Origin of the sequence: Bacillus thuringiensis (assembly GCF_001595725.1) — a bacterium.
Lineage (GTDB): Bacteria > Bacillota > Bacilli > Bacillales > Bacillaceae_G > Bacillus_A > Bacillus_A thuringiensis_K.
Window position 1 is genome coordinate 2,760,928 of sequence record NZ_CP014282.1, and the last position, 26,926, is coordinate 2,787,853.

Sequence of the window (26,926 nt, forward strand, 5' to 3'; positions counted from 1 at the left end):
ATTGTTATGAAGATATTTACCAACTAATAAATGCGCCCTAGACTTACGTACTAGGGCGCATTTATTTTTTAGTATGAACTTCCTTCACTCATCTATTGTCCACAAAATAAGTATCATATGCCTTATCAAATTCATATCCTAACTTTTCTGCTAGTTTAGCAGATGGAGTATTCGCTGCGTCCCAATTTGGATACTTTCCACTTTCTAAGCAATCCAATATAAGAGCTGCACTTACTACAGTTGCCAAGCCCTCTCTTCTATGATTGTGATCAGTCGCAACTTCAATTTCAATCCCATCATTATAAATACTATAGGAGGATGCACCGCATACAACTTCTCCGTTATATAAAATGCTATAACCTATACCACGTTTTATATAATCTTCTACCGAATGAAATTGACTTGTAAAATCTTCAGATATCTTATGTAATGTGGGGCTATTTGCGATATGCTCATCTATTCTTCTTAACTCATATTCTTTTGGAAGTGTTGATATAAAAGACTGTAATTTTGAACGATTAAAAACTTCTGGATTTCGTTTGAACTTATAGCGTAAAAACTTATCTATTTTTCTTTCATGGAATGTTTCTAAGCGTTGTTTCCACTCTTCACTATTTACGATAACTAAAATTCTTTCTGGAATATTACGTAATAACTCTTCTGTTTCTTTCACATTTGGGTCTCCAGCGTAAAATGTAAAAATCCCTACCGTAACTTGTGCTACTGTTGGATTTTCAAGATCATTGACCCAAGCAGTACCCATATGCCCTTGTAAATAAGAAAGTAAAACAACGTTATTGAAATCCTCAAACATAGAAACTAGTTTTTTTCTTGTATGTATATTCGCTTCATATATCATTTACATTCCCGCCTTCTTTAAAATCAATCGTATTCTAAATCTTTAAGAATCAACTTATATAATTTTTCACTCAACCGCTTGTTATATAAGCAAACACTATTAAACTAAAATTTATATAATTAAATTATTCACAAATATAAAATTATTATAACATCTAATAAAAAAGAGTATCTCACTTTTTAAACTTTTGAATATACATCGTGTATGTATAAACCCTCAACATAATGTATGAGGATTTATCAAAAAATGCGTTACAACTCCTTCTTAGAAATAAAAGATTCCATTTCACCATTTTTATATACTTTAGTCAATTTAACAACTGACTTGTACGTGTTAACCTCATCCCTTATCATTTTTTTCAACTCTTCTATTTCGATATTACCAGTTCCACTCTCTACTTTTAAACAATTTGAAATGTTTAAGTATCCACTAGATGCGAAAAGAATAATGAATGTAATATCAGGAAAATTAATGAACAGTATTCCAAACTTTAAAGGGTTCGCAGCAGTATCGGATAAAACTAATCGAAAATCTAACAGTTCAGGTACTTGAACAAAGTCCTTAGAAACAATCGCTTTACCTACAATTGCAACTTGCTTTACTACATTCCCAAGTTCATCTGTAAATTCAGTACATATAGGTGTATCTATTGTTTTAGCTTGTAAAGATACATTTAATTCTACATTATGAAAATCGAAAAAGATTGTACTACCCTCTGTTAAACATTGCGGGCACACATTTCCTAGCAAGCTAAAGTCCTCTTCAATATATTTAACTTTTGTTTTGCAACTACATACTTTCCCTATTCGAATCGCATCAATCTTTGAACAATCGACAAATATAACCTCATTGTCTTCTTGTACGAATGATACGATACCTGTTTTCTTATTAAATGAAAGAAAATAAGATACAACAATTTCCTTTCTTGCTATTATGATATTTTCAACTTTAGTATACGGTTCTAGACTTTGTAAAAACTCACATATACTATTTTGGCAACACCCACAATCACGTTTCGGTTCACAACCCACTTACACTCCATCCCTTCTCTATATAGAATTGCTACTACATATATATGAGTAGCAAATAAGAAAAGCTTGGACAATATAACTTTAACGTAACATTATCGTTACCTACTCGTACATTTATATGGAAATTACACCAATTTTGAGTAAGGAAACATAATTTTTACTATAAATACATATAACAATTTCATCTTTCATAAAAAAAACGTTATAATAAGGTGTAGCCTCTACGATTACGTTATAAAGGAGATTAAAACTATGGCTAAAATTAAAGTGTACCAAGCAAAAGAAGAAAATATGGATGCAGTAAAAAATATCATTGATGTTGAGGAACAAAACCCAACTGCTGAAAATTTACAAAATCTATATGCGTGTGTATTAGATACTGAAGATATGGCATTGCCTGAATCATATATTGAAGAAGATATCTTAATTGATTCTATTGAAGTTATGGTTAACGCTTCTCAAAGCAAAGTAAGAGACTTAGGCGCATACGATGTAATCGAAGTTCAAAACAAAGGCAAGAAAACGCAAATTTTATTACTTGCAGACGAAGAATACGAAATTATCGAAGGCTAATCTAACACCGTACATACGAAAAAGCTCCTTTCCAATTGGAAAGGAGCTTTTTCATTACGCTTTTGATGTTTCACTCTTTTTATTCATTTGTTCTTTCTTAATTACCATACGCTCATTTCCCATAAAGAAAATGAATATGAATGCTAATCCAGCTGGTACCAATGCCCACATGAATGTTTGAACAATTGAACTAGAAAGAGCGTCAATAATCTTATCTAATATTTGCGGAGGGATTTGAGATCTTGCCGATTCTGATAAAATGGCTCTTGAATCCCCTAATTTTGTATTCATTCCCCCGCTCATACCTTTAAACGCTTCTTCTAATTGATCTTGGAAACCTGTTCTTTGGATCATTCCGAAGATTGTAATGCCTAGTGTCATTCCTAATGAACGAATGAAGTTACTCGTTGAAGTCGCAGACCCGCGCTGTTCCATACCGAAGTTGTGAATAGCTGCCATACTTAGTACAGAGAATGAGAAACCGACTCCAAATCCGATAATAATCATATAAACTGTTAATAATGCACGACTTGTTTCTGGTGTTAACGTGCTTAATAAGAATAATCCAATTAGCATAATAACCGCAGAAATAATCATAATGTTTCGGTAGCTAAGCTTAGTTGTTAAAAATCCGCCTAACTGCGCTGTTACGACTGACCCTAACATCATCGGTAAAAGTAATAATCCTGAGTTTGTTGCAGTCCCGCCGTATACACCTTGAATGAATAACGGAATGTATACAGTTGCTGACATAAATGCAGCCCCGTAACATAATGCAATAATTGTACTCATTCCGAATAAGCGCTGTTTAAACATCTCAAATGAAATAATTGGTTCTTCTACTTTTCGTTCAATAAAAATGAATGCGATGATTAAAATAGCGAATCCACCAAATAAACTTAAAATAAAGCTAGAATCCCAATCATATTTTTGTCCGCCTAGTTCAAGCGCAAACATTAAAGAAACTACTGCACCAACTAAAGTAATTGCGCCAAACCAATCAATTTTTTGCTTTCTATGAACGCGTGATTCTTTATAAAAGAATGTAATAAAAATAAGTGCTAAAATGCCAAGTGGTAAGTTAATATAAAATACCCAGTGCCAGCTAATGTAATCGGTAATATATGCGCCAAGTAATGGCCCGAAAATACTAGATAATCCAAATACAGCTCCAAATAAACCACCCATTTTCCCGCGTTTTTCAGGTGGGAAAATATCAAAAACGATAGTAAACGCGATCGGCACTAATGCCCCGCCGCCAATACCTTGAATAGCACGATAAATACCTAACTGTGTAATATTTTCAGCAGTACCACAAAGTGCCGAACCAATCATAAAGACGATTAAACCGAAAATAAAGAATCTCTTTCTACCATACATATCTGATAGCTTACCGAAAATCGGCATGCCTGCCATTTCTGCGACCATATAGGCAGAAACGACCCATACAAAGTTTTCGAGGCCTCCTAAGTCACCAACGATTGTTCCCATCGCCGTTACGACAATGGTATTATCCATCGATGCCATTAAAATACCTAGCAATAAGCCCGCCACAACAAAGCCGAGCTTACTATTCTTCTCAACCATATCTCTTGCTCTCCCTCATACTACTTATATTTGTTTATGTTCTTTTACGACTGCATTACCTTTTTGATTAAAACTAGTATGATATTCTACAACACTAATTTCACATCCAGGACCAATTGTGACGTTGTTGCCTCTTACAACTTCAGCAATCGTATGTTCTAAATAGATATCATCTCCTTCAACAATCGAAGTTTGGAGGTTTCCAGCATGACTAGTAAAAGGAATAAATCTCGCTTTTTTACGAACGGTAATTTTTTTACCACCAATTTCTCTTACCTTACTGCCTTCATAACGAAGTGAGATTTGAATATTTTCAGCATTAAGTAATCCATCACTTTCAAGACCACCAGTTAATGATAAATCTTCTACTTCAATATCTCCCTTTACATTTAAAGCACCTTTTACATCTACGAAATCACCTGAAAACTTTCCTTCAATATCTATCATACCTCTAACTTTTGTTTTTTCAATATGAGCATCACCATGAATTTGTGTATTACCATATACTTTTACATATTCCGCATCTACATTTCCTTGTACTTCGTTATCTCCATACACGACATAGTTTTTCACTTTTACATTACCACGTACATCACTCGTTCCGTACGTTTTAAACTCATTGCAACTCATATCATTCGTAATTGTTCCTTCACCGCGAATCTTCACTTTATTATAATCTCCGCCTGCTGAATTACCAGAACCATTTACTGTGAGACTATGTGGATGTTCCATACTGATTTCTCCCTTCCGTTAAACCTGCTTAATTTCTTTTACATTTGCATTTTTATCAACAGTAAGAACACCAGTATATTCAATCAGTTCAATCTCACAGTTTGCTCCTACTGTAACATTGTTTCCTCTTACCGTTCTTATGTGAGCATAATCAATATCGATATTGTCACCTTCTAATAGTTCAGCTTCTAACTGCAAGCCAAACACTGTTTTAAATAGTCTACTAAATGTACCTGATCTATGTCTTACTTTAATCGTTTGACCACCAATTTCTTTCGCTCGACATGTACCGTGAATATTTATATTAATTTCATCTGCGCTTAATAAACCACCGATTGTAAATTGTCCTTCTGAAGAAAAAGTATCCACTTCACAATTACCGTCAATTGTAGCTTGACCATTGACTTTAAATTCTTCACCAGTGACATTTCCACCTATTGTACCTTTTCCTGCAATTTTCAAACTGTTTGCTTTTACATTTTGCGTAATTGTTGCTTTTCCATCAATTCGCATCGTTTCAGCTTGAACTGTGCCATCAACTTTACCAGATCCGCTAATTCGTGCACTGCTACTTTTCAAATCGCCAGTAACTGCACCGTAACCGTTACATTCAAATTGCTCACATTCAACATTTCCATTCACAGTTCCTTTTCCGTTTAATTGCACTTTATGAAACTCGCCACCATTCGATGAACCGTAACCATTTATAATCAAATTATCTGTACGCATACTTTCTCCTCCACTACAACAATTTAGTTTTTAATGCTTCGGTATATTTCATAATCGCTTCGCGTAAAACGATTTTGGTGCCTTTTTCAAAAATTAAATCGTCCACGTTTGAAACTAATAAACATGTAGAAATCCCTAACTTTCGGACAATGATTAAATCACAAGTTTTATGTTTAATTGCTTCATAATTTTCACGTAAAACTTGCAAGACCATTTTTCCTTCTTCTAAACTAATCTCTCCTGATTGTAGTAATTCTTCTAACATGTACACATAAAGAATGTCTACAAATTGAAACTCTGCTGTTTTATTCGTTTGTTCTATGAAAAATTGTAAAACTGGTTCTGATGCAATCCCCTTGCATAAAATGTCTTCCTTTGTTAAAAGAATTTCTCTCACACTCGGCGAAAACATGTTCGCTAGTTCATCAAGTGATAAATCCTCTTTCATCGTTTGGATTTTATCGATACGCTCTAATATCTTTTCTTTCGGAAAAAATGTCTCTTGACCTGTAAACGTTGATTTTCGTACAAACCAATCTTCCGGAATTAAATTTTTTCTTTTCCACCTATATAACTGTCCGTATGAAATACCAGTTAGTTCTAATAAATCTTTTTTTGAAATTAAATCTGTACTCAACTGTACAACACTCCTTCCTGATAACAATGTAACATAACACTGTTACGTTGTAAATAAACTTTTATCACAAGTAGCGTAACAATGTGTAAAACAAACCTATTCCTACATACAAAAAAGGCTCTTACACACCTTATGAAAATGTGCAAAAGCCCTTATATATCAAGACTTAAACCAAATATTATAAAAATCAATCCAACCTTGTGAATTAATCATTATATTTTGAACTTTTTCATGTGTACTTACCTCTTGTTTATTACGATATAAAGGAATAATATGAATTTGACGTAACAAAGTATCCTCGATATCGCGTAACAGTGTAACTCTTTTCTCTAATTCTTCTTGTCTAAAATAAGGAGACAACTTTTCATGAAAGTCCATGCTGCTTTGTCCATGAATAAAACTATTTTTTGTAAGAAACATATATAATAGACTATCTTCTATTCGTTCACTAATTGTGGCACTATCATGCATCATATCGGCCTTTTGTATCGTACTTACTTCCAATAGCTCTTCTATATCAAGAAAATTATTTTCTACACGAACCCCGTATTTCGCACACTCTTTTTGTATCCACTGTGCATCTTCAACATGATCTCGTCCTGTAAATGTGTAGAGTTGTAGCACTTCATTATGATAAGTACTCCTTTTAATTAAACTTTCTACATCTTCCTCAATCTCTACAATGCTTTCACCTGCTAATATTAGTTTTTTTGCCACTTCTCCACGTTCTCCGCCGAGTTCTTGAACGATTGTATAACCATGAATGATGTTGTATAACGCTTTCCGAAATAACGCATCTTGCATTGGTCCTTCTTTCGTAAGATTACATGTTATATATGTCACGTTCGACTCAAGCCGAGACAATTCTTTATTATGTTTTTCTTTATCTTTATACTGCGCCTTTACTAAAACATCGTATGTACTTACACCTTGTTCTACATTCCACAACTCAACACGATCTAAAAAAGGTCTTTCACGAAAATATAAAGGATGTCCTTCTAAAATGAACAGATTTTCATTACTTTTATATAATTGAAAAGGCCCTGTTCCAATTAGCCCTCCTGCTTCATCTTCATTCACGATAGAACACTGTTCTGCACTTAGCATATGTAAAAACATTCGATTTTCTGTATGTAATTGAATTTCGAAAACGTAGTCATCCACTGAACGGATACTTTCAACGTGTTGTAACATCCATGCGTGTGCATTATTTTCCAGCTTCATAAATCGATTCAACGAGTATATAACATCATGTGCAGTAAGTTGTTTTCCATTATGAAAGTGAACTCCTTTTCGTAAGTAAAACGTCCATATTTTTTTAGCGTCATTATATTCCCAGTGAAATGCAAGTCTTGGCTCTATAATGTTTGTATTACCGTCTACATACACGAGTGTGTCGAATATATGTTTTACCATATGGCATTCTGAGCGCATTGTAGCGTATACAGGATCTAATGTGATATCTAAATTCATTTGTACTTGCAACCGGAGTACATCTCTTCTCCCTTCAGATGTCATTTCAACCTTATGACCAAATATTGAATCCACCCAGCAGTGATATTCTCCCTTTACCGATGGAAAATGCGAGCTATAGCGTTCCACAAATATGCTTCCGCTTTTCACATCCCCTTTTTTCGTTATTTCTTTTCCTCTATCTAAAATTAAAGAAATCGGGTGCTTTTGAAATATTAACTTAGAACGATTTCCTCTACCGCGACCTGGAAACCACTTAATCCAATTTAAATCATCTAATTTTTTTATAATTAATTTACTATTACGCTCTGTACAAAATAAAGTTTCAGATATATTTTGCACTGTTACTTCCAAACGTTCTCCCTCTTTTTTTCCTTTTCCATAAGCAATCCATAGTTCAATGTATTGATCTAAAATAAACATCAAAATCCCCCTAAAAGGTGAAAAATACTCCCTATTCTTTCTACCCTTTTTCCAACTCTCCTTTCATCTTATCATTTCAATATAGAAAGGAGGAATTAATATTGAATTATCTCTTACTTCGTTACAATAAACCTATTTTTATTAGACTGTGCGGTGAATTATTAACCCGAACGACTGAATCTATGTTAGCTCTCATTATGATTATTTACGTCAATAAAATGTTAAACGGCAATGTAATAATAACTATGCTGATTTTCGGCTTACAGCCACTTTCAGACATTTTATTTACACTTATTGCTGGAGGAATTACTGATAAATATGGTCGAAAAAAGATTATGTTACTCGGATTATTACTACAAGGTGTTGCAATCGGTAGTTTTGTTTTCGCTCAATCCGTTTTTATATTTGCACTGTTATATGTCATTAATGGTATTGGCCGTTCCTTATACATTCCAGCTCAGCGTGCACAAATTGCTGATTTAACAAAACAAGAGCAGCAAGCAGAGATTTTTGCTCTCCTACAAACGATGGGAGCAATTGGATCCGTAGTCGGCCCTTTAATCGGTGCAATTTTTTATAATACTCACCCAGAATATTTATTTATCGTGCAAAGTGTAACCCTTACGATATATGCCGTTGTTGTTTGGACCCAGCTCCCAGAAACCGTTCCACCTATAAGTAAGTCGAAACAAACAGTTGAGGCAAGTTCACCAAAACAATTTGTTTTTAAACATTATGCCATATTCGGTCTTATGGTTTCTACACTTCCTATTAGCTTTTTTTATGCCCAAACTGAGACGAATTATCGTATTTTTGCAGAACATGTATTTACTAATCTCGTATTCATACTCGCATTTATTTCAATATGCAAAGCCATTTTGGAAATCATTCTACAAATCTTCCTCGTAAAATGGTCTGAACGATTTTCTATGGCGAAAATCATCCTTATTTCTTACGCCTGCTATACAATAGCTGCAGTTGGCTTTAGTTATTCAACGACGATATTGTCGTTGTTCTTCACCTTACTCTTTTTAGTCATTGGAGAAAGTATTGCTCTAAACCATTTATTACGATTCGTTTCAGAAATTGCACCTCATGATAAACGTGGTTTATATTTTTCAATTTACGGTATACACTGGGATATATCTCGAACGTGTGGACCAGTTATTGGTGCAGTTTTATTAAGTAAGTTAAATGGAAGTATGCTGTTTTATATTTGTGCTAGTTTCTTATTAATTGGAGGTATTGTTCAAGCGCTATTTGTTCAAAATTTGGAACGTAAAAAAATCGTGAACCATCCTACACATAATTTATAGGTTACTACTTTTTCAGTAGATCAACATTTCTTATTGGATGAATGCTAAAAGTATTTCGCATATGACAGGAGACGTTCCTTATTTACAACTAAAAACACCTCACTTAAAGAAAGTGAGGTGTTTTTGAAATCACTTAATTTCTTATCCTGCCATTTTATTAATACTATCCTCTGGTGAAAATACGGAAATATGATCTACCTTACCAGTCGATTTTGGAATGACAAATTTCAATTCATACTGGTTATTTACTTTGTATACATATATTTTGTCTTCACCATTCTCTTTAACTGAAGATGGTTTTCCTAATGCTTTTTCAATTTCTTGTAATGTAATCGATTTTAGTTCTGCATGATATGAGCGTACATCAAAAACTTGTGATCCTTTATTAAATCCGAAAACAACATTTTTATTTGTAAAAGTTGCGTACATTCCGTTCCCTGCTTGTTCGGTTTTATTTGCTTTCCCCCACGCTTTTTCAATTTCTTCAATATCCCCTGTATGGGCTCCAAATGGTACATTAGGTACTTTTCCTTCTTTTGCGAGTTCAAACAAATCTTTAACGTGGTTAATTGATTTTTGATTAAGTGTTCTATTTTTCGAATCTGACTCAGGTGATGGGTTTGTTGTTTTTTCATTACTTGGTTTTGCTTCAGGATTTTTCTGTTCTTCTGAAGAATTGCTTTGTTCATTTTTATTATTTTCCGAGGTTAGATTTGTTTCCTTTCTTTCGTCTGTCCCTTTACATGCTGCTAATGCAAATGTGCATGTAAAAGTGAGGAATATCATACCTATTTTCCAATATACCTTCATCACTTTTACCCCCTATTGTATTTTATTCATTTCGATAACCAACCGGATGCGAAGTATAATATCGATTAAGGACTTCTAATTCTAAATCGTCACTTTCCCATAATTTAAAAAACTTGGATTTATATTGTTAATCATCGTATTCATCTCCTTATTTAAACCTTCTCTTCTCAATGATAATATCCTCTATCTATATACTTAAAACATGCTGTTACAACAGCTCCTTGAAACAGAAAAAAACCAGTAGGAAATAATTATTCTTTTCCTACTGGTTGAAATGAAATTAAACGGTAAATCTTAGCTTCTTAAAAAATATAACGATAGTGTTTTTTACAGTTTCAAAATTATAAGCAAACGTATTGTCTCCACTTAATGATGAAATACATGTTAAACCTGCAGCTTTAATAAAAGCTTTTACATCTACAAGCATAGAATTAGCCTCCATGAATTTAATTACAATCATTATAACAGGTGTTTTACGATGCTAACATGAAAGTAATAAATACATTTCTATTATTAATTTATCCCGCTATTTGCCGGGCAGTAAGATCCCCACCTCAAAATTCATCGGAAACAAAGAAGTTAGGTGGGGGCCCTGTTGTCCGTAAAAGCCCGATTGGTGAGGGCTGATAATCAGTGGGGATGAACAAAACCCCCACTGATTAAAGTTTCACTTATTTAGCTCACAGTACACCATTCCAATGTCATATAAAAAAGCTGCCCAAAAAGGGCAGCTTCAAATATGTATATTATACTTCCACCGTTTTACCATCTTCAACAATATGATAAAGTAAATGCGCTAAATGATGAATTGGACCGTATTCTTCCTCTTCCTCATCTGTTTCACCTTGGAACTCAAGATCGTTTAAGTACAGTGCTAAAAATTGATAGTATAGTTTTAAATCAAATCCGTAGCACGCAGTTGGCTCTTCATGATCACCTTCGTACTGTAACATTAAGTATTGATCGTTTCCTTCTGCATCTTCTGCGTCAAAGAATACGAAGAATCCAACGTTTGTATCTAAATCAAATAGATGACGAGTGCCTTTTTCTGTTGCTTTGTTAAAGTCCTCTTCACTTAATTTATGTACTGTTGTCGCTTTAGCATTATCTTCTTGATGGAAATTTACTGTAAATGTTTTCAATGCTGACACCTCCTGATTGTATAATACTAGCATAACATATAAAAAGGACTGCTTACAAATGTAAACAGTCCTTACATTCATTTTCGCATTGCTCGTAATAAGAAGCTTACGATGAAAATTAAAATAATCGCACCGATTAAAGCTGGAATAATTGCATATCCGCCAATGACTGGACCAAAACTACCAAGTAATTTCGAACCAACCCAAGAACCGATAATACCAGCAATAATATTACCAATTACACCACCAGGTACGTCCTTTCCAGTAATTAAGCTCGCAAGCCATCCTAATATACCACCGACGATTAAAGACCAAATCATATAATAACCTCCTTTACATTTCACCAATCAAAATATAATTAGAAACAATTGCTTACCATTAGTTATGTGACATTTTTCATAAGTTATTCATGTTGTTCAACTTTAAGATTTTTGAGAATAATACACACAGATTAAACCTTTTTTTGAACTAACGATTTATCCGACTTGTTATTACACACATTAAGGACAATCTGGCTTCAATATTGTTCGCATAAACTCTTCTTTAAAAGCTGCATAGTTAAAACCAACAGCAATTCTTTGAATCGGCCGATCATCAAACCTTGTTGGCTCACCTATTTTTCTAAAGTCTGCTACACTTTGGCCCCTAGTCACATCATTTGTCGTACTAATCCACACTGCCGATTTTTTATATTCGAAAATACTGTCATCTATAAACGAGATAAACGGTAGTAAATCGTGTATAGGACTTCCACCAATACCCGGATATTCTTTTTTATAGAAGTTCTCATAATAAAAATCAATCATTGGTTTAATGAGTTTCGCCTGTCCAGTTCCTTTTTTATCTATTATATTGGCCATTTCAGGCGTAATAAGCGCGCCCTGTGTTACATTTAACGGGTATATACTAGCGTTTTTCGCATATTTCATAACAATATTTGCTGCAATTGGATCACCATAAAAATTCGCTTCAGATACTGGTGTAACATTACCTGGAAATAGGAAAGCGCCGCCCATTATATAATACGAACAAATACGATCCATTATATTTGGATACAATAAAAATAACGTAGCAAGCGTCGTTAGCCTCCCTGTCGCCACAATTATAATATCTTCTGGACAAGGTTCGATTAATTTGATTAATTCACAAAAATTTTCTCGTTTACAAATTCTCATCTCAGGTGGAATAATAGGACCTAAACCGTGATCCCCATGGATTTCAGGGAAAAACAAAGGCTCTTCGGCTGTCATCGGTCTACTCGCACCTTCAATAATTTTCACTTGTGTAGCATAATACCTTTCTAAAAAATAAACATTTTCCGTAACGATATCTCGTGATACATTCCCGTACTCAGCAACAATACCTAGAATATCTAATTTACATGTTTTATTTGCATAAATTAACGCTACGGCGTCATCAATACCAAAGTCTCCAAAAAAGATAATTTTCTTATTAACTATTCTCACCCCTCTTGAGCATAATCTACTATTATTATTATGTGAAAAAGACAAGGCGGTGAAACAGCGCAAACTAAAAAAGTCGCCTATTTATTGGCGACTTCAATCTTTTTATAAGACAAATATGCAAGTACATTTTTACTTGAATCGTATTTCGGGTTATTTCCTTTTCTCGGCTCTCTCATATGTGTCTTTTCAAATCCAGGAATGTCTGGCATTTTCCCCATAAATTCAAGCATTTCTTCCTCAGTACCTTCAATGCGTACACGAATCATTATAACTATTCCTCAATTCTCAGTTTCTCTGTACTAAGTATATCGTACTTCAGAAAGACTGCAACACATTTATCTTTTTAACGTTGTACTTTTTTTACATATAAACATAGCCATTTCAGTATAGAACGATTCTACTTTATTATTTTTAAATTGAATATTAAAATATCCCTTCATTTCGTTTGGTGCTTTCATCATACATTCTGTTAACTTTTCACGCTTTTGTACAGGGACATCCATCATATTACACCACCAGTCAAAATCAAACTTCTTATCAAAAGTCAGACATGACTGCATTTGCAAACCGTTTTTTTCTAATAAAGTAAGCCATTCTGTCTTTTTTAGAGCTCGTTCATGACTTGGGTCACGCTTTTTTTCTATAAAATTATAAAATGTATCATATTCATTATTTTCTGGCGAAACATTATCTATTAAGATGAATAATCCATTATCCTCCAACGTACGATTTACTTCATAAATAAATTGAGCCGGACTCGTAAAATGATGGGCTGCAATCCGGCATGTAATTGTATCAAAAAAATGGTCTGAAAATGGTAAATTTTCTGCATTTCCTGCTACAAATGATACATTTTCATGACCATTCTGCTTTATAAAAACTTTTGCTTTTTCTAACATCTGTTCTGTTAAATCAAGTGCAACTACTTCTTCAAACATAGGTGCTAACATATTTGCCACATGCCCGCCACCAGTAGCAACATCAAGAAGACGATTATTATGACGAGACTCAACTTGTTGAACTACATATTGTAAATCCAGTCCTTTAGCATGTATTTTACTATTTACATATTTATCTGCATTACTGCCAAACTGTTTTTTCACAAGCTCTTCTTTACTCATATTATCATCTTCTTTCTATTGTTATTTACATATACGACTCATATAATTATTACAATTCTCTTTATGTATTTTCAAATCCTCTTTTCATCTCACTTCTCATCATGTTCCCTTATAATCAAAATAATATGATTACACGTTCTTCCATTAAACAAAAAAAGGCTACGGGAACTTGCCCCCTAACCTGACTAAATATTTACTACATTTTTATTTCTTCGTATATATCTATATAATATAAATCCTCTTTCAACTTCATAATAACATCTACTTCGTTATAAGTAGCCTCACGAGCATGTAAACCGAATTGATCCATACCAATCCATATCCACCCAGGTGTAAGATATAAAACATCTATATTAAAATAATCTAACTTAGTAAGCTCCGATGTAATAAATTTATCTTTATTAGCGATTTGTTTATCTATTAAACCGTATTCTTTTCCATTTTCAAATAGCGAAATAAATTTCCCTACAATCGGATGTTCACGAACAATAAAATGATATTCTTTTTCCTCTATATTTACCACAATCAAACGAGAAACAGATAAATCAGGCCCTGAATTCGACATATTTGTTTATTCACCTCCTTATATAGGCTTCTTAAATATGATAACAAATGAATATTCAAATTAAGTTAATATAATGTAAAAAATAAAAAAGCTGAATTCCCTTTAGAAATCAGCCTTTATAATTTGATTAACTTTATTCTTTTACAAATTATTATAATGTTTCTTTTTCCTCATCATTTCCGGAAACTAAACTTCCTATAGCATCTGCTGTTACTTCCACTACAAATTCACAAATACCAGCTACAACTTCTCCAATTATTTCATCCATCTTTTTACCCCCTTATTTTATGTAACCTATTTGCATTATAGAATAAATTGGTAAATACAAACTATCGAAAAAGGTGACATAAACCTTACAGAATTGTAAGCTCTTTTATCCCTTTACTTATCCCCTTTGAAACTCCAAGTATTTTTAGCAGACATATAGGCCATTATAATATGAAGCAAGTAATAATCTAGTGTCAGGAGGTGTTTAATATGTATTACGTAAAATTAATTAAAGGTCAATCTTTCTACGCTTTTGATCATCGTTTCTTAGTGTCTGAAGAAGAAGAGGTTTCAGAGAAAATTTATAATTACTTACGACGTAATGAATTTTTTGAAGTACGTAAAGAAGAATATTCTGCTTAATTACAAAAAGCATTAAGAAAAATATCATCTTATGTGGAACACACGAATATTCATTAACTGTAGAAAACCTTACTAGTGGTGCAAGCGCAGAAGTTGTTGGCCCACTATCTTTTAGCGCTTTAGCTATTGGACAAGAGCGTAAATGTTGCTAAGTGAATCTAATATTTAATTTTGTACTTGAGAAAAGCGAGGCGTAGTTATACGTTCTTGCTTTTTTATATGTACCTTTACTTTCTATTAGCTTTAATCATAAATTTTTTACGTTTTGATTCACTTATTTCATCAATTAACACATCAAATTTTTGACAAATCAAAAAGATTGAAATCCAATTATGAAACACGTAATATATACTCTGACTCTAAAAAAGTTCGTATGAAAATAATACATAAATAAGGAGGTTTTATATACGAGTTTTTCATTTTAAAAGACGGAGAGGTTTTATGTTATGTGGCGTAATAAAAACGTTTGGATTGTTCTAATTGGGGAGTTTATTGCAGGTCTAGGATTATGGCTTGGTATTCTTGGCAACCTTGAATTTATGCAAAAATATGTCCCTTCTGATTTCATGAAATCAGTTATATTATTTATCGGACTATTAGCCGGTGTTCTAGTTGGACCTATGGCTGGCCGTGTCATCGATCAGTATGAAAAGAAAAAAGTTCTTCTTTACGCTGGATTTGGTCGAGTTTTAAGTGTTATTTTCATGTTTTTTGCTATTCAATTTGAAAGTATCGCATTTATGATTGCATTTATGGTTGCTCTTCAAATTTCAGCAGCATTTTATTTCCCTGCATTACAATCTGTAATTCCACTCATCGTACGTGAGCATGAGTTATTACAAATGAACGGTGTACATATGAATGTTGGTACAATTGCTCGTATTGCAGGTACTTCACTAGGTGGAATTCTTTTAGTTGTGATGAGTTTACAGTACATGTATGCCTTCTCAATGGCAGCATACGCCTTATTATTCCTCTCGACTTTCTTCCTACAATTCGAAGACAAGAAATCAACAACACCAAGTAAACAAGCTGCAAAAGATAATAGCTTTATGGAAGTATTTCGTATTTTAAAAGGAATTCCTATTGCTTTTACAGCACTTATATTAAGTATCATCCCTCTATTATTTATAGCTGGGTTTAATTTAATGGTTATTAACATTAGCGAAATGCAACATGATCCTACGATTAAAGGGTTCATATATACAATTGAAGGTGTCGCATTTATGTTAGGTGCCTTTGTAATTAAACGTCTATCTGATCATTTCAAACCTGAAAAATTACTATATTTCTTCGCAGTTTGTACTGCTTTTGCACATCTGTCATTGTTCTTTAGCGATATAAAATGGATGGCTCTTACATCATTTGGTTTATTTGGGTTTAGTGTTGGCTGCTTCTTCCCTATTATGTCGACGATTTTCCAAACGAAAGTGGAAAAAAGTTATCACGGTCGCCTCTTCTCATTCCGTAATATGTTTGAGAGGGTTATGTTCCAAATCGTCTTACTTGGCACAGGCTTCTTCTTAGATACAATTGGGTTACAATATATGGTTCTCATCTTCGGAGTCGTTTCATTATTGATTATTTCTATTTCCCTTTCTAAGCAGAAACATTATGAAAAACAGCATTCGCAATCTGCGAATTTATAAAATAAACAAAGAAGTATGGATCTAATATTGAATCCATACTTCTTTGTTTTATAATACGCCTATTTATTACGTTTATTGAAATTACCTAAAGGAGTATCCCCCTTTTATTTCGAATAGATTATAAAAAGTACTCTTTATAAAAGGAGTGGTAAAATGTCTGATGGCATCGAAGTATTTATTATCCTGCTCTTTGCAATTGTTCTGTTTAGCATCCTAAACTTTTTAGCCATTTCCTTATCTGGACATAGTTAAAAAAAAAAGAATCGTGGCAGGTTTCATATTTTTACTACTGACTCCCATTATCTTTTTGACTATCGCAACATTTGCTTCTATATTCGATAAAGCAGGATTTGGCGCAGGTACGTTAGCCTTTATGATCGCAAGCGTATATATATTAAATGGAATAGTAATTCTGCTTTCCTCTTTATTTATCCTCAAAAAAGACATAACATAGGCTATAGTACTAGCATGAATCTGACTTTACACTAGATTCATGCTTATTTAATTTCTCCTAAATTTTATATGAAATTAAATAATTCTTTAAAAAAATTTAAACTTTATTTATTATAATATCCCTATCGCATTCGCACGTTTATTCAAATTTAAAAGAAAGGAGCACAAAATGAAAAAGGTTCTACTTACAATTCCTATACTAATTATCCTACTTAGTGGATGCAGCAATAACGATATATACGGTTCTTGGGAAGTCGTTGACAATAAAAAAGGTGAATGTCCTGTATATTATAAATTTGAAACAGTTGTCAAAAAAAAAAATAAAGAGAAAATTGTGCAAAATTTAGTAGAAATGCAAACAACAAAGAATAAAGACGATTTATATAAAGGCTCATTTGTAAAAAATTCTAATGTATATCACATTGATTATGGTAATTCATTTACATCGGACCAAACTTTAAAAGTTGCCGACGGTACATTAAATGTATACTTTTTGACAGCCGAAAAATTATGCACATATAAAAAGAAATGATTACATTTCAGAGGAGACGCAGAAAATATTTTCTGCGTTATTTCACTTTAGAAATCGTCCACAAAAATAGCCCTTGTTTTCGTATTCTTTTTCATTCAAAACATGAGAAATATGCTTAATAAAAACTAGAAAATACCTTAAGTTATATAAAATGAATCATATAATACACATTTCAATTAACACATCTACGCTATTTACATCGATACTTTTCAAAATAGGCTGATCCTTCCTCTAAATTTGTCAATCGTTTTAATTTTCATAAAAAAATGATAAAATATAAACATGTGTTTTCAGAATAATTAAAAATGCAGAATGAAAGCACTGTTTTAGGAGGGGTTTTGATGACTTACACGTTAGCAACTAGAATGAAAGCATTCCAATCTTCTATATTTAGTGAATTAGGAGCCTATAAAAAAGAAAAAATTGCAGCAGGTCATAACATGATTGATTTGAGCATCGGAAATCCTGATATGCCGCCCGCTGATTTTGTAAGAGAAACAATGGTACATACAGCGAGTGAAAAAGAGAGCTACGGGTATACATTATCCGGTATTCAAGAATTTCACGAAGCTGTAACTGAATATTACAACAACACTCATAACGTTTTATTAAATGCAGATAAAGAAGTTTTATTATTAATGGGTTCACAAGACGGGCTCGTTCATTTACCTATGGTTTATGCAAATCCAGGTGATATTATATTAGTTCCTGATCCAGGATATACAGCTTATGAAACAGGTATTCAAATGGCTGGTGCAACATCTTACTACATGCCTTTAACGAAAGAGAATGATTTCTTACCAGACTTAGAAGTTATCCCTGAAGAAATTGCCGATCAAGCGAAGATGATGATTTTAAACTTCCCAGGGAATCCCGTTCCAGCAATAGCTCATGAAGATTTCTTTAAAGAAGTAATCGCATTCGCGAAAAAGCATAATATTATCGTTGTCCATGATTTTGCTTATGCTGAATTTTATTTCGATGGTAATAAGCCAATTAGCTTCCTCTCTGTACCTGGTGCTAAAGAAGTTGGTGTAGAAATCAATTCTTTGTCAAAAAGTTATAGTTTAGCAGGTAGCCGTATTGGATATATGATTGGAAACGAAGAAATTGTTCGTGCACTTACTCAATTTAAATCTAATACCGATTACGGTGTATTTTTACCAATTCAAAAAGCGGCATGTGCTGCACTAAGAAACGGTGCTACGTTTTGTGAGAAAAACCGTGAAATTTATCAAGAACGTAGAGATACACTAATCGATGGATTCCGAACATTTGGCTGGAATGTCGATAAGCCAGCTGGTAGTATGTTTGTCTGGGCTGAAATTCCACAAGGATGGACTTCTCTAGACTTCGCTTATGCATTAATGGATCGTGCGAATGTCGTTGTTACACCTGGTCATGCATTTGGACCTCACGGAGAAGGCTTCGTACGTATTGCACTCGTTCAAAATAAAGAAGTGTTGCAACAAGTTGTTGAAAACATTAGAAATAGCGGCATTTTCGTCCTTGAAAAAGTAAATGAATTAGTTAAAAATTAGTCCCCACTCCCCTGCTTAACTTTAGCAGGGGTATTATTAATTGGAGGTACTTTCATATGCATATTAAAGACACACTTCTCCATCGTTATCCATTTTTAATGATTGATAAAGTAACAAATGCAAAACAAGATGAATTCGTTACAGGATATAAACTCATTACAAATAACGAATGGTTTATAAATGATAGTCAAAAACATATGCCTCATATGTTAATTGTAGAAGCACTTGCTCAGCTTAGTGCATTTGTACATACCAGTGATTCTGAAGGACTAGGATTCCTCTCCTCTTTAGATGGAGTTGAATTCCACGGAAAAGCATATCCCGGTGATAAACTTGATTTACATTATGAGCTAACGCGCAATCGCCGAGGTTTTGTTCTTGGTAAAGGTATTGCAACTGTCAACGACCAGCCTATTGTAACTATAGAAAAACTATTAATATATCAAGCAGATTAAAGTGTTCCTTATATCAGTTGGAAATATCTATTCTCAACCAATTAAGTAAATAGGAAAACATATTACGTAGTTAGGAGCAGGAAAATGGAACGTACTATCGGTATCGATGCTGGAGGCACATTAACGAAAATAGCTTATTTTAACGAAAAAAAGCTATTAACTTTTAAAAAATTTTATTCTCATGAACAACATAAAATAATAGATTGGATTAAAAACAACAATGGCATAAAACAAATATGTATTACGGGTGGTAAATCGAAATTATTACAGCAACTGCTTACAGGTTCATATAAAATAATAGAGCTAAACGAATTTGAATCTACTCTTGCAGGTGTCCAATACATATTAAAAGAAGAAAAACACACTATAAACAATTTTATTTTAACCAATATCGGTACAGGTACTTCTATCCATTATGTTTATAATGAACAATATATTCGCGCTGGTGGAACCGGAGTTGGCGGTGGGACTATTATGGGACTTTCAAAATTGTTAACAAATATAGATCATTTTGAAGATATAATACCTCTAACAAAAGTAGGATCTAGAAAAGAACTAGATATTACGGTTGGAGATATTTATGGTGGTATTCTTTCCCCTATCGATAATAACTTAACTGCTAGCAACTTCGGAAAAGCAGCCATTACAGAATCAAATAATAGTAGCTCCGATATACTAGCTACTGTGCAAGGACTTGTCGGTGAAGTCGTTACTGCATTAAGCCTTCAATTCGCTGAAACAAAAAACATTGAACATATTATTTATATTGGTTCGACTTTATGTAATAACGTACAACTTCAACATATTATTAGTAGCTACACCGAATATCAAAATAAAACACCAATCTTTTTACAAGATGGTGGTAATAGCGGTGCAATTGGTGCATTACTTCATGCTACGAAATAAAAAGCTGACTTTTGTCAGCTTTTTAGAAATGGCACTTCAAATTCAATAATTGATTCCCCGTTCTCTCCAATTCGCTCCACGCTTATTCTATCAATCACACAATTTAACTCCCCATGAAAACTAGGAATCTCCTTCACTACTTCAGCAGCTAATTCGGCACTTTCTTTTCTTCCGACTGTTACATGCGGGATGTACGGAATGTCTTCTTTCAAAAATTGTAATAAAGGTCCTGTATACAGCCTATCATGTAGTTCTTCTATTTGTTTTCTTCCTCCATCAACTTCTAAAAACAAATAGTTTCCTACACTAGTGATACGATTTGCAAACTCAATTTCAATTTTGCCTCCCCCTATTGATACATTAAAAATATGAGATTTTAATTCATCATTTGAAATATTACTCTTAAATGGGAATACGATTGTTATATGCGGTAGAATTAATCCAAATAAAGGATCATGTTTATGTCTAATGTTCTCTATTTTATCGATGGACATGTTGTTTAGAAAAAGTAAAATTGTACGCATTTTTATACTTCCCACTTTCTCGCGAAGTTTTTATATTTATCATATTGAATAGTAGCTTGCACTTCAACAAATTATTTCGCTTACACATAAAAACAAAAAACTTCTCAGATGAGAAGTTTTCATATAGCATGATTATTATTTTCCCGCCAAACTTTCCTAAACTTATACTTTGAACTGTTCCACCACCGGGTAAATCATTAACAATTGCAACCACATCTGAATTATTACCAACGTATGTCCCAGTATATTTCTTAAAATCATCTGACCTAACATCATATATATCTTTTATTCTTTCTCCGTCAGAACAAGCCGCAATGAATAAAAAAATTGTTAGCATAACGATCATGTTATGATGCATATATTTCATTTAGCATCCCCCATTTTTATCGATATTCGTTAATTACAATATTTACTTTCAAATCCCTTTTTAAATATACGCATTTTAATCAAAATTAAAAATTTTCATTTTTTATGTTTACAATTATCCATTAATTGTATATACTTACTAACGTAAGAAAAAAATTCTAAAAGGAGGTCGAAGGAAATGATGAAATTACAATTACATGCATTAACTTTAGCGTTAACTGCACCTGTGTTTTCTGGACAATTAAATATGAATTCGACCACCCTAATGGAGAATTGAAAATCGTACTTTATTTCATTTAATTCATAAATTCGCCACAGGAGGTCGTATACTTTCCTGTGGCTTTTTCACGCCCAGCCATAGGAGAACTGTATCTTCCTGTGGTTTTTTTGCGCGATTTTTTTAGTCTCTTACATTATTTTTCTAAGAAAGGAGCAACATTCAATGACTATTAGCGTATTGTTTTTAAGTATTACGATTCAAAGAAATACAATTTCCAAAGATGAAATTCTTCATAATCAGCAAATTGAAAAAGCTATGAATGATGTTAAGGAGCGCCAAGCACTTTACTGTGATCACCTGTAATTCCTTTTCGAAAGGAGGAATTCATTTATGACTTTTCATATTTTCTTTTTTACGACTGTGCTTCAAAAAAATACTTTATCTGAAACTGAAATCAATCGTAAACAACAGTTAAAACGACTGACTGATAAAATAACTGACATTAAAAGTTCGCACTACACTCAAATGTATTAAAAATATATTTTAAAGGGGTAATATATTCATGAAATTTAAAGCATTCTTTTTAACAATCACCATTCAAAAACGTAAGCTCTCACAGAAAGAGATTTTACGCGAGCAACACATCCAAAACATTATGGACGAAGTAAAAGAGCGCCAATCTTCTTATTACACTCGTCTTTTCTAAATCACTTATAAAGGGGTAATTATCTAATGAAATTTAAAGTATTCTTTTTAACCATTACCATTCAAAAAAATAAATTTTCCGAGTCTGAAATGCTCCATGAGCGACAAATTAATCAGGCTATGGATTCTGTAAAAGAAAGACAAAGTCATTACTGTAGTCACCTTTAATTTCTTATTACACTCGTTTTTTCTAAATCACTTATAAAGGGGCAATTATTTTATGAAATTTAAAGTATTCTTTTTAACCATTACCATTCAAAAAAATAAATTTTCTGAGTCTGAAATGCTTCATGAACGACAAATTAATCAGGCTATGGATTCTGTAAAAGAAAGACAAAGTCATTACTGTAGTCATCTGTAATTCCAATTCGAAAGGAGGAATTCACATATGAAGTTTCACCTTTTCTTTTTAACGATTACGATTCAAAAAGAAACAATATCTCAAAATGAATTAAAACAAGAAAGACAATATAATCAAGTTATTAATGAAATTCGAGATCGTAGAAGCAAATACTACATTCATCTTTAATCGTTTAACTATATAGAATTGAAAGGAGTAGATTATGATGTTAATAGCACGCTGTAAAGAAATGATTTGGATAGTTCAGAGGGATTCCACATAGTTTTATAGAGCTTATATCACACAAGTTCATCACTGAATTTGATATATAAAAAATATATAATAAAATCAAATCAACCCGCTTTTAATTATTTTTTTATAAACAAAAGATACACCACTTAAAAAGAGGTGTATCTTTCTCAGGTTTTACTATTTCCGATTACTTCTCTTCGTCTTAAACAATCTCACTAAGTTCGAAACAACTGTTTTTGTTACTGCATAAACTGGTACTGCTAAAATCATTCCGATGATTCCAGCAAAGTTACCTACCCCTAAAATTAGGATAATAATTGTTAATGGGTGGATGTTTAATTTTGAGCTCATAATACGTGGTGAAATAATATTACTTTCAAACTGTTGTACAATTGTTACGATAATAATTACGTATAAGGCTTGCATCGGAGATACGAACAGTCCTACAATAACAGCTGGTGCTGCTCCGATAAATGGACCTAAGTTAGGAATGATGTTTGTAAATGCTGCTATAATTCCTAAAACAAAAGCGTACGGTAAATCGATAATTAAATAACCGATAAAAGTAAAAGCACCTACAAATATACAAACGAGCGCTTGCCCTTGAATATATGCAGATAATGTTTCGTTCGTTTCCTTAATGATACGAAGCCCCTCTTCACGGTAAGACTCTGGTAATAAACTTACCGCTTTTCCTGGAAAGGCATGTCCATCTTTAAACATGTAAAATAAAATGAACGGTACAGTAAATACAACTAACGCAACGTTCGTGATAATACCAAATAAAGCCGTTGCACTCGACGTAATTGTATTTGGTATATCTTTTAAGTATTCAATCGCATTTTTTTCAATTGTTTCAATGGAAACGTAGTTTTGTGTAGATAACCATTCAAACAACCTATGATGTGATAATTCTTGTATGTATACTTTTCCCTCTTTTATGTAGCCTGGCATATTTTTTACTAAGTCCATTAGCTGTTGTGAAATCGTAGGAACAACTACTCCAACGCCAACCGCAGTTAATGTTATGATAAAAAGATATAACAGCAATATCGCTAAATTTCTAGGTACTTTTTTATTCTCCAAAAAGATTAATACAGGATTAAATATGAAGTATAAAAAAAGCGCGATTAAGATTGGGAAAAATAATGTTGATATGAAGATACCAATCGGTTGAAATAAAAATGATATTTTTGTGCAAATAAATATGATTCCTACAACCATTAGCACTTCTAATGTCCAAAAGTGCACTTTTGATTTCAAAAAAATGGCCTCCTTTAAACTAGCACTTCTCTTCATTGTACCAAAATAAGTATGAATTTCACATAATATTTTCCTTTACAATATTCCAAAATACCGATAAATACACTACAATGAGATTACATACAAATTTGCAGGTAAAGGTGATAAAAATGACACAATGCATCATTTGCAGAAAAGATACGAAAGAACTTAGTGAACAATATGTCATTCCAGAAATATTATGTGGATATTATTTCACAAACTCAATTTGTGATACTTGCCATGAACAAATGACAACAAATATTGATCGTCCTTTAATTAGGCATAAATTGAGTCAATTTAAGATTGAACAAATGAAAAGACAAATTGATTCCCCACTCTATACGAATGAGCACGGCGAAGAACTTGCGGCTGCTGAGACTGATGTTGTCGAAGTAAGCGACGAAATTCTTTATTCTAATGCATTAATTATGAAACTATGTAAAAAGCACGATATTTCCTTACATAATGAAATTTGGAAAGAGGAACGTGTAACGAAAGTAGCAAGTTCTATTCAACGTGAATTGCTATTAGATAACCGTAAATATAAAATGAGTATATTAAAAATGGCTTATACATTCGCTGTACAAACAGTTGATGGCTACTTTGAAAATCAAGATGCAATTGATATCTCTACCATTCTCTCAAATGCAGATTTCGTGGAACTAAAAGAAAAAAGCATTGTACGTGATTTAAGCAAAAGTTCTTTATGGAATACGCTAAATACAAGTAGTGAAAATCATTACTTTATTTTACTTAGCGATAAAGACGGTCTGTTTTGCTTCATTCGTTTGTTTGACATCTTTGATGTTGTCGTTCATTTATCAGAAAAAAGATTTGACCTTCCATCACCCATTGTCGGTGTAAATAATGTGAATACACAGAAATTTCATGTCCAAAGTTTAAAACAGTATATGGATGGGCTGTTTAAAGAAAAAGCACCTACTATATAACAAGGACCAGAACATACGGTCTCCTTTCTTGATGAAAAGACACTGTGTTATAATGAGTATGAAAAGAACAATACAATCACATAAACCAATTATAAATTGTATATAAATAAAAAAGACTAGTGTGCGGCTACACACTAGTCCACGTAACTTAGCAGATTGGATTGTTCATTTATCCTATTTGTTTCTTACAAACAAAACAACCCACATTCTATAGGCATAGGTGGGTTGTTATTTTTTGAGCTTGTCTATTAAAACGACGACGAACGTTAACAATGCAACGAGAAACAGTCCACCCTGCAGTAGCAACGCTATTTCACTCACGTATTATCACCCCCCTCCTACTCGGAGAAGTGATAATTGAACAACCAACCGCACCTTAAGTTACCCTTTAATTTTACCATATTTTCTAATAATTTACGATGAAAACCCGCAAGCGAATAACTTGCGGATTTTTTATCCCGTATTAACAGGCAATAAACAAAATGAAGCAATAAATAGATGAAACTTTATTTCTGACTATTTTTTTAATGCATATGCATCAGCAATCATTTCACCAACAATTTTATTTGCTTCTTTCTTCTCGTCTTTCAATAATGGGAATAACAATTCTGCCACTTCATATGCTTCTTCTAAATGTGGATATCCTGATAAAACAAACGTATCAATTCCTAACGATTCATATTCTTTTATTCTTTCTGCTACTGTATGCGGATCGCCTACAAGTGCAGTACCTGCCCCACCTCTTACAAGTCCGATTCCAGCCCATAAATTAGGGCTTATCTCTAACGACTCTCTCGTACCTTTATTTAAATGTGTCATCCGTTTTTGACCAACCGAATCATATCTTGCAAATGTCTTTTGAGCAAGCTCAATTGTTTCATTATCCACATATTGAATTAAACGTTCTGCCTCTTCCCATGCTTCTTCTTCTGTCTCTCTTACAATTACGTGTAATCTAATGCCAAATCGTACTGTACGCCCCTTCTCTTCTGCAAGTTTTCTTACTTCTTCTATTTTCTCTTTCACTTGCTCTGGCGGCTCTCCCCACGTTAAGTATACATCACTATGTTGAGCTGCTACTTCTTTTCCAGCAGTTGATGATCCCCCGAAATATATTGGAGGATAGGGCGTTTGAACTGGTGGGAAGACAACTTTACTATCTGTAACTTTAATATGTTTTCCTTCTAAAGAGATCGTTTCACCCTGCAATGTCGATTTCCAAACTTTTAAAAATTCATCCGCTGCTTCATATCTTTCATCATGCTCAAGATATAATCCATCTCCTTGTAGTTCAACTGGATCTCCTCCAGCTACTACATTGATAAGTAGTCTCCCATCTGAAATTCTATCAAATGTAGATGCCATCCTCGCTGCAACTGTAGGTGACATTAGTCCTGGTCTCACTGCTACTAAAAATTTTAGTTTTTCTGTTTCAGCAGCAAGAGCTGAAGCTAACACCCAAGGGTCTTCACATCCTTGACCAGTTGGAAGTAAAACACCCGTATATCCTAAATAATCAGCTGCCGCAGCAACTTGCTTATAATAACCATATTCAGCTGCTCTTCCTCGTTTTGTCGTTCCTAAATATCGACCATCTCCATAAGCCGGAATAAACCATAATAATTCCATATCTTTACACACCCCTTATTTATTTT

34 protein-coding genes and 3 pseudogenes are annotated in these 26,926 nt (G+C 33.2%); 17 read left to right on the top strand and 20 right to left on the bottom strand.

The genetic code is table 11. The features are described 5' to 3' along the window. Positions 1–88: 88 nt before the first annotated feature. Positions 89–859 carry a GNAT family N-acetyltransferase gene (locus tag AXW78_RS13910; RefSeq protein WP_061884284.1) on the bottom strand — a complete coding sequence of 257 codons (771 nt, stop codon included), beginning with the start codon at positions 857–859 and terminating at the stop codon, positions 89–91. Positions 860–1,110: 251 nt separating this feature from the next. Beyond that, positions 1,111–1,890: a BC_2878 family exosporium-associated protein gene (locus AXW78_RS13915; RefSeq protein WP_000501705.1), complete on the bottom strand. Its 780-nt coding sequence runs from the start codon at positions 1,888–1,890 to the stop codon at positions 1,111–1,113. 252 nt (positions 1,891–2,142) lie between these two features. Between AXW78_RS13915 and AXW78_RS13920 the strand changes: the two genes are divergently transcribed. Then, entirely contained in the window at positions 2,143–2,463 is a 321-nt protein-coding gene (locus AXW78_RS13920; RefSeq protein ID WP_001062727.1) for a hypothetical protein, read from the top strand. Between the two features lie 54 nt (positions 2,464–2,517). Here AXW78_RS13920 and AXW78_RS13925 read toward each other — a convergent pair whose 3' ends face one another. From AXW78_RS13925 to AXW78_RS13945, 5 genes are all read right to left on the bottom strand, one after another. Beyond that, positions 2,518–4,050, bottom strand: a complete 1,533-nt coding sequence (locus AXW78_RS13925; RefSeq protein WP_000229654.1) for an MDR family MFS transporter — start codon at positions 4,048–4,050, stop codon at positions 2,518–2,520. Between the two features lie 24 nt (positions 4,051–4,074). Beyond that, the gene (locus AXW78_RS13930; protein WP_000400908.1) at positions 4,075–4,782 is read right to left on the bottom strand and encodes a polymer-forming cytoskeletal protein; all 708 of its coding nucleotides are present in this window, start codon (positions 4,780–4,782) and stop codon (positions 4,075–4,077) included. A gap of 18 nt (positions 4,783–4,800) precedes the next feature. Continuing rightward, positions 4,801–5,511, bottom strand: coding sequence for a bactofilin family protein (locus AXW78_RS13935; protein ID WP_001258385.1), 711 nt, complete (start codon positions 5,509–5,511; stop codon positions 4,801–4,803). 13 nt (positions 5,512–5,524) lie between these two features. Continuing rightward, positions 5,525–6,148: a YhbD family protein gene (locus tag AXW78_RS13940; RefSeq protein ID WP_000102239.1), complete on the bottom strand. Its 624-nt coding sequence runs from the start codon at positions 6,146–6,148 to the stop codon at positions 5,525–5,527. 159 nt (positions 6,149–6,307) lie between these two features. Beyond that, positions 6,308–8,044, bottom strand: coding sequence for an ABC transporter substrate-binding protein (locus AXW78_RS13945; protein ID WP_046945971.1), 1,737 nt, complete (start codon positions 8,042–8,044; stop codon positions 6,308–6,310). A gap of 101 nt (positions 8,045–8,145) precedes the next feature. Here AXW78_RS13945 and AXW78_RS13950 point away from each other — a divergent pair, with 101 nt between their 5' ends. Further along, positions 8,146–9,360, top strand: coding sequence for an MDR family MFS transporter (locus AXW78_RS13950; RefSeq protein WP_001108460.1), 1,215 nt, complete (start codon positions 8,146–8,148; stop codon positions 9,358–9,360). Positions 9,361–9,501: 141 nt separating this feature from the next. Here the strand turns inward: AXW78_RS13950 and AXW78_RS13955 are convergent, their stop codons facing one another. From AXW78_RS13955 to AXW78_RS13990, 8 genes are all read right to left on the bottom strand, one after another. Beyond that, a complete protein-coding gene (locus AXW78_RS13955) occupies positions 9,502–10,170 on the bottom strand; it encodes a YjgB family protein (RefSeq protein ID WP_046945972.1) in 669 nt (222 codons plus the stop codon). Between the two features lie 280 nt (positions 10,171–10,450). After that, a complete protein-coding gene (locus tag AXW78_RS13960) occupies positions 10,451–10,597 on the bottom strand; it encodes a hypothetical protein (RefSeq protein ID WP_000959549.1) in 147 nt (48 codons plus the stop codon). Positions 10,598–10,916: 319 nt separating this feature from the next. Continuing rightward, a complete protein-coding gene (locus AXW78_RS13965; RefSeq protein WP_000847589.1) occupies positions 10,917–11,312 on the bottom strand; it encodes a hypothetical protein in 396 nt (131 codons plus the stop codon). A 77-nt stretch (positions 11,313–11,389) separates the two neighbouring features. Beyond that, positions 11,390–11,632, bottom strand: a complete 243-nt coding sequence (locus tag AXW78_RS13970; RefSeq protein ID WP_000638306.1) for a GlsB/YeaQ/YmgE family stress response membrane protein — start codon at positions 11,630–11,632, stop codon at positions 11,390–11,392. Positions 11,633–11,812: 180 nt separating this feature from the next. Then, positions 11,813–12,778 carry a nucleoside hydrolase gene (locus AXW78_RS13975; RefSeq protein WP_061884286.1) on the bottom strand — a complete coding sequence of 322 codons (966 nt, stop codon included), beginning with the start codon at positions 12,776–12,778 and terminating at the stop codon, positions 11,813–11,815. A 77-nt stretch (positions 12,779–12,855) separates the two neighbouring features. Continuing rightward, positions 12,856–13,044: a DUF3970 family protein gene (locus AXW78_RS13980; RefSeq protein WP_000621885.1), complete on the bottom strand. Its 189-nt coding sequence runs from the start codon at positions 13,042–13,044 to the stop codon at positions 12,856–12,858. 69 nt (positions 13,045–13,113) lie between these two features. After that, positions 13,114–13,899: a class I SAM-dependent methyltransferase gene (locus AXW78_RS13985; protein ID WP_000031308.1), complete on the bottom strand. Its 786-nt coding sequence runs from the start codon at positions 13,897–13,899 to the stop codon at positions 13,114–13,116. A gap of 196 nt (positions 13,900–14,095) precedes the next feature. Then, positions 14,096–14,464 carry a hypothetical protein gene (locus AXW78_RS13990; protein ID WP_000071478.1) on the bottom strand — a complete coding sequence of 123 codons (369 nt, stop codon included), beginning with the start codon at positions 14,462–14,464 and terminating at the stop codon, positions 14,096–14,098. A 477-nt stretch (positions 14,465–14,941) separates the two neighbouring features. Here AXW78_RS13990 and AXW78_RS32295 point away from each other — a divergent pair, with 477 nt between their 5' ends. The 8 genes and pseudogenes from AXW78_RS32295 to coaW all read left to right on the top strand — a co-directional run bounded on the left by AXW78_RS32295 (position 14,942) and on the right by coaW (position 20,630). After that, complete coding sequence (locus AXW78_RS32295; protein WP_000291905.1) at positions 14,942–15,094, top strand: YqbF domain-containing protein; 153 nt, start codon at positions 14,942–14,944, stop codon at positions 15,092–15,094. A 35-nt stretch (positions 15,095–15,129) separates the two neighbouring features. Then, a pseudogene (exsC, locus tag AXW78_RS35725) lies at positions 15,130–15,246 on the top strand (exosporium protein ExsC); the annotation flags it as partial. 294 nt (positions 15,247–15,540) lie between these two features. Continuing rightward, on the top strand, positions 15,541–16,743 hold the full coding sequence (locus AXW78_RS14000; protein WP_000269261.1) for an MFS transporter: 1,203 nt from the start codon (positions 15,541–15,543) through the stop codon (positions 16,741–16,743). Positions 16,744–16,896: 153 nt separating this feature from the next. Then, positions 16,897–17,197, top strand: a pseudogene (locus tag AXW78_RS33855) (hypothetical protein). Positions 17,198–17,365: 168 nt separating this feature from the next. After that, positions 17,366–17,728 (top strand): hypothetical protein, encoded by a 363-nt coding sequence (locus AXW78_RS14005; protein WP_061884287.1) that lies wholly within the window; start codon positions 17,366–17,368, stop codon positions 17,726–17,728. A gap of 341 nt (positions 17,729–18,069) precedes the next feature. Further along, complete coding sequence (locus AXW78_RS14010; RefSeq protein WP_000222707.1) at positions 18,070–19,269, top strand: LL-diaminopimelate aminotransferase; 1,200 nt, start codon at positions 18,070–18,072, stop codon at positions 19,267–19,269. 56 nt (positions 19,270–19,325) lie between these two features. Next, the gene (locus AXW78_RS14015; RefSeq protein WP_061884288.1) at positions 19,326–19,724 is read left to right on the top strand and encodes a 3-hydroxyacyl-ACP dehydratase FabZ family protein; all 399 of its coding nucleotides are present in this window, start codon (positions 19,326–19,328) and stop codon (positions 19,722–19,724) included. 84 nt (positions 19,725–19,808) lie between these two features. Then, positions 19,809–20,630: a type II pantothenate kinase gene (coaW, locus tag AXW78_RS14020; RefSeq protein WP_000442497.1), complete on the top strand. Its 822-nt coding sequence runs from the start codon at positions 19,809–19,811 to the stop codon at positions 20,628–20,630. 14 nt (positions 20,631–20,644) lie between these two features. Here the strand turns inward: coaW and AXW78_RS14025 are convergent, their stop codons facing one another. Both AXW78_RS14025 and AXW78_RS34865 read right to left on the bottom strand, forming a co-directional pair. Next, positions 20,645–21,154, bottom strand: coding sequence for a 2'-5' RNA ligase family protein (locus AXW78_RS14025; protein WP_001259202.1), 510 nt, complete (start codon positions 21,152–21,154; stop codon positions 20,645–20,647). Positions 21,155–21,307: 153 nt separating this feature from the next. Further along, a pseudogene (locus tag AXW78_RS34865) lies at positions 21,308–21,521 on the bottom strand (hypothetical protein); the annotation flags it as partial. 441 nt (positions 21,522–21,962) lie between these two features. On the opposite strand from AXW78_RS34865, the gene AXW78_RS14035 reads away from it, so the two are divergent. Genes AXW78_RS14035 through AXW78_RS14060 form a run of 6 tightly spaced genes read left to right on the top strand, consistent with a single transcriptional unit; the run spans position 21,963 to position 22,974 of the window. Then, a complete protein-coding gene (locus tag AXW78_RS14035) occupies positions 21,963–22,103 on the top strand; it encodes a YrzI family small protein (protein WP_000156196.1) in 141 nt (46 codons plus the stop codon). Between the two features lie 27 nt (positions 22,104–22,130). Then, positions 22,131–22,274, top strand: coding sequence for a YrzI family small protein (locus AXW78_RS14040; protein WP_000142730.1), 144 nt, complete (start codon positions 22,131–22,133; stop codon positions 22,272–22,274). A gap of 28 nt (positions 22,275–22,302) precedes the next feature. After that, a complete protein-coding gene (locus tag AXW78_RS14045; RefSeq protein ID WP_000668963.1) occupies positions 22,303–22,446 on the top strand; it encodes a YrzI family small protein in 144 nt (47 codons plus the stop codon). 26 nt (positions 22,447–22,472) lie between these two features. Further along, positions 22,473–22,613 (top strand): YrzI family small protein, encoded by a 141-nt coding sequence (locus AXW78_RS14050; RefSeq protein ID WP_000669805.1) that lies wholly within the window; start codon positions 22,473–22,475, stop codon positions 22,611–22,613. 52 nt (positions 22,614–22,665) lie between these two features. After that, positions 22,666–22,806, top strand: coding sequence for a YrzI family small protein (locus AXW78_RS14055; protein WP_000669805.1), 141 nt, complete (start codon positions 22,666–22,668; stop codon positions 22,804–22,806). A 27-nt stretch (positions 22,807–22,833) separates the two neighbouring features. Continuing rightward, positions 22,834–22,974, top strand: a complete 141-nt coding sequence (locus AXW78_RS14060) for a YrzI family small protein (RefSeq protein WP_000668499.1) — start codon at positions 22,834–22,836, stop codon at positions 22,972–22,974. Positions 22,975–23,214: 240 nt separating this feature from the next. Here the strand turns inward: AXW78_RS14060 and AXW78_RS14065 are convergent, their stop codons facing one another. Further along, positions 23,215–24,300 (bottom strand): AI-2E family transporter, encoded by a 1,086-nt coding sequence (locus tag AXW78_RS14065; RefSeq protein ID WP_000837892.1) that lies wholly within the window; start codon positions 24,298–24,300, stop codon positions 23,215–23,217. A 149-nt stretch (positions 24,301–24,449) separates the two neighbouring features. On the opposite strand from AXW78_RS14065, the gene AXW78_RS14070 reads away from it, so the two are divergent. Next, positions 24,450–25,271, top strand: coding sequence for an HNH endonuclease (locus AXW78_RS14070; RefSeq protein ID WP_000189712.1), 822 nt, complete (start codon positions 24,450–24,452; stop codon positions 25,269–25,271). Between the two features lie 228 nt (positions 25,272–25,499). Here the strand turns inward: AXW78_RS14070 and AXW78_RS34870 are convergent, their stop codons facing one another. Continuing rightward, entirely contained in the window at positions 25,500–25,592 is a 93-nt protein-coding gene (locus AXW78_RS34870; RefSeq protein ID WP_001289320.1) for a putative holin-like toxin, read from the bottom strand. Positions 25,593–25,787: 195 nt separating this feature from the next. After that, the gene (gene ssuD / locus AXW78_RS14075; RefSeq protein WP_061884289.1) at positions 25,788–26,900 is read right to left on the bottom strand and encodes an FMNH2-dependent alkanesulfonate monooxygenase; all 1,113 of its coding nucleotides are present in this window, start codon (positions 26,898–26,900) and stop codon (positions 25,788–25,790) included. Positions 26,901–26,926: the final 26 nt, after the last annotated feature.

Coding starts and splice junctions, on each gene's coding strand:
- AXW78_RS13910 (WP_061884284.1), bottom strand. CDS start 859: ATGATATATGAAGCGAATATACATACAAGAAAAAAACTAGTTTCTATG.
- AXW78_RS13920 (WP_001062727.1), top strand. CDS start 2,143: ATGGCTAAAATTAAAGTGTACCAAGCAAAAGAAGAAAATATGGATGCA.
- AXW78_RS13925 (WP_000229654.1), bottom strand. CDS start 4,050: ATGGTTGAGAAGAATAGTAAGCTCGGCTTTGTTGTGGCGGGCTTATTG.
- AXW78_RS13930 (WP_000400908.1), bottom strand. CDS start 4,782: ATGGAACATCCACATAGTCTCACAGTAAATGGTTCTGGTAATTCAGCA.
- AXW78_RS13935 (WP_001258385.1), bottom strand. CDS start 5,511: ATGCGTACAGATAATTTGATTATAAATGGTTACGGTTCATCGAATGGT.
- AXW78_RS13945 (WP_046945971.1), bottom strand. CDS start 8,044: ATGTTTATTTTAGATCAATACATTGAACTATGGATTGCTTATGGAAAA.
- AXW78_RS13955 (WP_046945972.1), bottom strand. CDS start 10,170: ATGAAGGTATATTGGAAAATAGGTATGATATTCCTCACTTTTACATGC.
- AXW78_RS13960 (WP_000959549.1), bottom strand. CDS start 10,597: ATGCTTGTAGATGTAAAAGCTTTTATTAAAGCTGCAGGTTTAACATGT.
- AXW78_RS13970 (WP_000638306.1), bottom strand. CDS start 11,632: ATGATTTGGTCTTTAATCGTCGGTGGTATATTAGGATGGCTTGCGAGC.
- AXW78_RS13980 (WP_000621885.1), bottom strand. CDS start 13,044: ATGATTCGTGTACGCATTGAAGGTACTGAGGAAGAAATGCTTGAATTT.
- AXW78_RS13985 (WP_000031308.1), bottom strand. CDS start 13,899: ATGAGTAAAGAAGAGCTTGTGAAAAAACAGTTTGGCAGTAATGCAGAT.
- AXW78_RS13990 (WP_000071478.1), bottom strand. CDS start 14,464: ATGTCGAATTCAGGGCCTGATTTATCTGTTTCTCGTTTGATTGTGGTA.
- AXW78_RS32295 (WP_000291905.1), top strand. CDS start 14,942: ATGTATTACGTAAAATTAATTAAAGGTCAATCTTTCTACGCTTTTGAT.
- AXW78_RS14000 (WP_000269261.1), top strand. CDS start 15,541: ATGTGGCGTAATAAAAACGTTTGGATTGTTCTAATTGGGGAGTTTATT.
- AXW78_RS14005 (WP_061884287.1), top strand. CDS start 17,366: ATGAAAAAGGTTCTACTTACAATTCCTATACTAATTATCCTACTTAGT.
- AXW78_RS14010 (WP_000222707.1), top strand. CDS start 18,070: ATGACTTACACGTTAGCAACTAGAATGAAAGCATTCCAATCTTCTATA.
- AXW78_RS14015 (WP_061884288.1), top strand. CDS start 19,326: ATGCATATTAAAGACACACTTCTCCATCGTTATCCATTTTTAATGATT.
- coaW (WP_000442497.1), top strand. CDS start 19,809: ATGGAACGTACTATCGGTATCGATGCTGGAGGCACATTAACGAAAATA.
- AXW78_RS14025 (WP_001259202.1), bottom strand. CDS start 21,154: ATGCGTACAATTTTACTTTTTCTAAACAACATGTCCATCGATAAAATA.
- AXW78_RS14035 (WP_000156196.1), top strand. CDS start 21,963: ATGACTATTAGCGTATTGTTTTTAAGTATTACGATTCAAAGAAATACA.
- AXW78_RS14040 (WP_000142730.1), top strand. CDS start 22,131: ATGACTTTTCATATTTTCTTTTTTACGACTGTGCTTCAAAAAAATACT.
- AXW78_RS14045 (WP_000668963.1), top strand. CDS start 22,303: ATGAAATTTAAAGCATTCTTTTTAACAATCACCATTCAAAAACGTAAG.
- AXW78_RS14050 (WP_000669805.1), top strand. CDS start 22,473: ATGAAATTTAAAGTATTCTTTTTAACCATTACCATTCAAAAAAATAAA.
- AXW78_RS14055 (WP_000669805.1), top strand. CDS start 22,666: ATGAAATTTAAAGTATTCTTTTTAACCATTACCATTCAAAAAAATAAA.
- AXW78_RS14060 (WP_000668499.1), top strand. CDS start 22,834: ATGAAGTTTCACCTTTTCTTTTTAACGATTACGATTCAAAAAGAAACA.
- AXW78_RS14070 (WP_000189712.1), top strand. CDS start 24,450: ATGACACAATGCATCATTTGCAGAAAAGATACGAAAGAACTTAGTGAA.
- ssuD (WP_061884289.1), bottom strand. CDS start 26,900: ATGGAATTATTATGGTTTATTCCGGCTTATGGAGATGGTCGATATTTA.